General features: G+C 66.6%; 4 protein-coding genes. 2 read left to right on the top strand and 2 right to left on the bottom strand.

Going from position 1 to position 2,507, the window contains the following annotated elements; genetic code table 11:
* Together ABZ911_RS43065 and ABZ911_RS43060 are read left to right on the top strand one after the other, a co-directional pair.
* The coding region (locus ABZ911_RS43065; RefSeq protein WP_358070479.1) for a hypothetical protein at window positions 1–427 on the top strand (427 nt) is incomplete at its 5' end.
* The gene (locus tag ABZ911_RS43060; RefSeq protein ID WP_358070476.1) at window positions 403–966 is read left to right on the top strand and encodes a hypothetical protein; all 564 of its coding nucleotides are present in this window, start codon (window positions 403–405) and stop codon (window positions 964–966) included. The genes ABZ911_RS43065 and ABZ911_RS43060, both read left to right, overlap by 25 nt.
* 290 nt (window positions 967–1,256) lie before the next feature.
* On the opposite strand, the gene ABZ911_RS43055 is transcribed toward ABZ911_RS43060, so the two are convergent.
* Both ABZ911_RS43055 and ABZ911_RS43050 read right to left on the bottom strand, forming a co-directional pair.
* On the bottom strand, window positions 1,257–1,511 hold the full coding sequence (locus ABZ911_RS43055; RefSeq protein WP_358070481.1) for an integrase core domain-containing protein: 255 nt from the start codon (window positions 1,509–1,511) through the stop codon (window positions 1,257–1,259).
* The gene (locus ABZ911_RS43050) at window positions 1,447–2,328 is read right to left on the bottom strand and encodes a hypothetical protein (RefSeq protein WP_358070473.1); all 882 of its coding nucleotides are present in this window, start codon (window positions 2,326–2,328) and stop codon (window positions 1,447–1,449) included. The genes ABZ911_RS43055 and ABZ911_RS43050 overlap by 65 nt, the downstream gene beginning before the upstream one ends.
* Window positions 2,329–2,507 lie beyond the last annotated feature (179 nt).

The raw sequence follows: 2,507 nt of genomic DNA, 5'->3' as shown, positions 1-2,507 counted from the left end.
GTTGCCTCCCGACGTGATCGCCCAAATGCTTCACACACAGGTCGCCGAGCTCGCTCACTGCCGCGTCGAGGTCCATAAGATCATTATGTCGCCAACCGCGCTGAGAGGATCGGGCGGGGAGGCCGAGGCAGACGCCGAGGCTGGCCCCGACGTCGGCAACGGCGCTGGCAACGAGGTCGGCATGGACGTCGAGAAGTCAGAGCAGCGGGCGGGTCTCGGGGCCGCAGTTGAGGTGCTGGTCAAGGCGGTGCGGATGCAGGCCGCCGGGGTGGGGTCGGTCCGGCAGGTGGTGGAGCGGGCTGGCGGCGCGGCCGCGCAGCTGGACGACATCGAGGAGGTGACGGCCTATCAGCACGACAACCACGAGCTGCTCATCCAGCAGTTCTTCAAGGCCGACCGGGTATGCTCGCGCTGGCCGTGGTGCTGAGGTTCAAGGCGACCTCGGCCGACCGCAGCGTGCTGGACGCGCTACAGCACGCCCTCACCTACTGGAGCAAGACCCGCGACTTCATCCCCGCCCGCGCTGCTGATGGCCGCCTGCTGGATCTTCGGTTCGCCTCGGCCAACTGGCAGCGCGCCATCCGTGACCGCAAGCAGCCGGGCATGCTGGTCAAACGGCACTTTGAGGCGATGGTGTTCGCCTATCTGGCCGAGGAGCTGCGCACCGGCGACATCGCGGTGGACGGGGCCGCCGAGTACGGCGACTGGAGCTCACACCTGCTGAGCTTCGACGAGTGCCGGCCGCTGCTGGCCGCCTACTGCGCCGAGGCGGGGCTACCGGAGAGCGCGGCCGAATTCGTGGCCGAGCTGAAGCAGCGTCACCGCCAGGCCGCCGAGCATCTGGACGCGGGCTACGCCGACAACGAGGACCTGACGTTTGCCAAGAACGGCACCCCGACCCTCAAACGGCTGGGCGGGCTCGGCACCAGCGTGGCCGCGACCAAGCTGGGGGCGGAGATCAATTGACGTGCTGCGCCTGCGCCCCGACGACTTCGACCCCGACCTACCCGCGATCGACTTCACCTCCTTCGCCGAGGGGGCGTAGACGGCAAGCAGGCCAGAGACGAGCGCTGGGGATCGTGGTGCGACGTTTCGGACCGGCAGGCCGAGGCTGAACATAGGCACGGCGCTCTCGCCGATCTTGACGCTGGTTGATAGGTTGCCTACAGGTGCGCCGGGAAGTCTGGTCGGCAATTGTGCCTGTGGGGTGCGAAAACCCGGATGCGGCCTCTGGTCTGCGGTTATCTCTACTCCGTCTATGCGGCCCGCTGGTACTGGTTGATCAGGCCGTCGAGTACCTGTCGGCGTTGCAGGCGTATCTGATCGAGATCGGTCGGTGGAGCCGGGACATGTAGTGGTTGAGGCGGCCGACGGTCTCGTGAGCGATGAGGACGGTGCGGGTTGTAATGCCGTTCGTATGCCTGCAGAACTCGGCGAAGATGGCCTTCACCGTAGATCAGCAGCCGATCGGTGCATTCCCTTCGAACGGTGCCGACCCAGCGCTCGGCGATCGCGTTCGCCTGCGGCGCGCGAACTGGTGTTTTGATGACGCGGGCGCCGAGTGAGGTGAATACCTCGGAAGACCGCGGTGAATTTCGCGTCGCGGTCGCGAATCAGGAATCGCACGCCCTCGGCCCGATCCCCCAGGTTCATGACCAGGTTGCGGGCCTGCTGAGCCACCCAGGTTCCGGTCGGACGCGCCGTGACGCCCGCGACGTGGACGACGCGAGTGGCGTGCTCGATGAAGAACAGAACATAGAGCCGCTTGAGGAAGACCGTGTCGACGTGGAACAGATCGCACGCCCAGATGCCCTCAGCCTGCGCCTTGAGGAATCGGCTCCAGCTCGGGCCGGTGCGACGTGGAGCCGGACTGAGCCTGGCTCTCTTGAGGATGTCGCGTACGGTGCTGGGCGGTACCCGAAGGCCGACGCCGGCCAGTTCGCCGCTGATGCGCTGATAGCCCCACGTGGGATTCTCCCGGGCCAAGCGCAACACCGCCTCCCGGATGTCCGCACGGGTAGGGGGACGGCCCGGGCGCTTGGAGCAGTAGGTCCACCGGCGCGTCACCAACGCGCGGTGCCAGCGCAGCAACGTCGCCGGGGTGACGAAGAAGCCATCCCACGACGAGCGGGGAAGCAACCGCGACAAGGCCGCCAGCACGACCCGATCCACCGGCTGGAGATCGGGCCGGTTCACCTGACGGCGCAGCACTGCGACCTGATGACGAAGCACCACGATCTCGGCCGCCTTGGCCCGATCACCGCGACCCAGCAGGACCAGGAGCTGAACGACACGTCCGAAGATGAGGTAAAGCAAGGACCACGACACCGTCAGCAGGATGCCCCAGACCTCGTCATGCTCGAGCCACGAACCCCCAGGTCAACCACTACCGCTGAGTTTCCGCACCCCACAGGATCGCGCGAGCCGCCGTCCCATGATGATGATCATCGCCCACAGGACCATGGCCTCGTGGTGCTCGGATAATCGCTCATAGTCACGCACGCACC

It is taken from the genome of Nonomuraea sp. NPDC046570 (assembly GCF_040645915.1).
Lineage (GTDB): Bacteria > Actinomycetota > Actinomycetes > Streptosporangiales > Streptosporangiaceae > Nonomuraea.
This window is presented reverse-complemented; position numbering and strand designations above follow the sequence as displayed.

Bases quoted from the DNA above. Each gene is read 5' to 3' on its own strand.
- ABZ911_RS43060 (WP_358070476.1), top strand. From the start codon at position 403: ATGCTCGCGCTGGCCGTGGTGCTGAGGTTCAAGGCGACCTCGGCCGAC.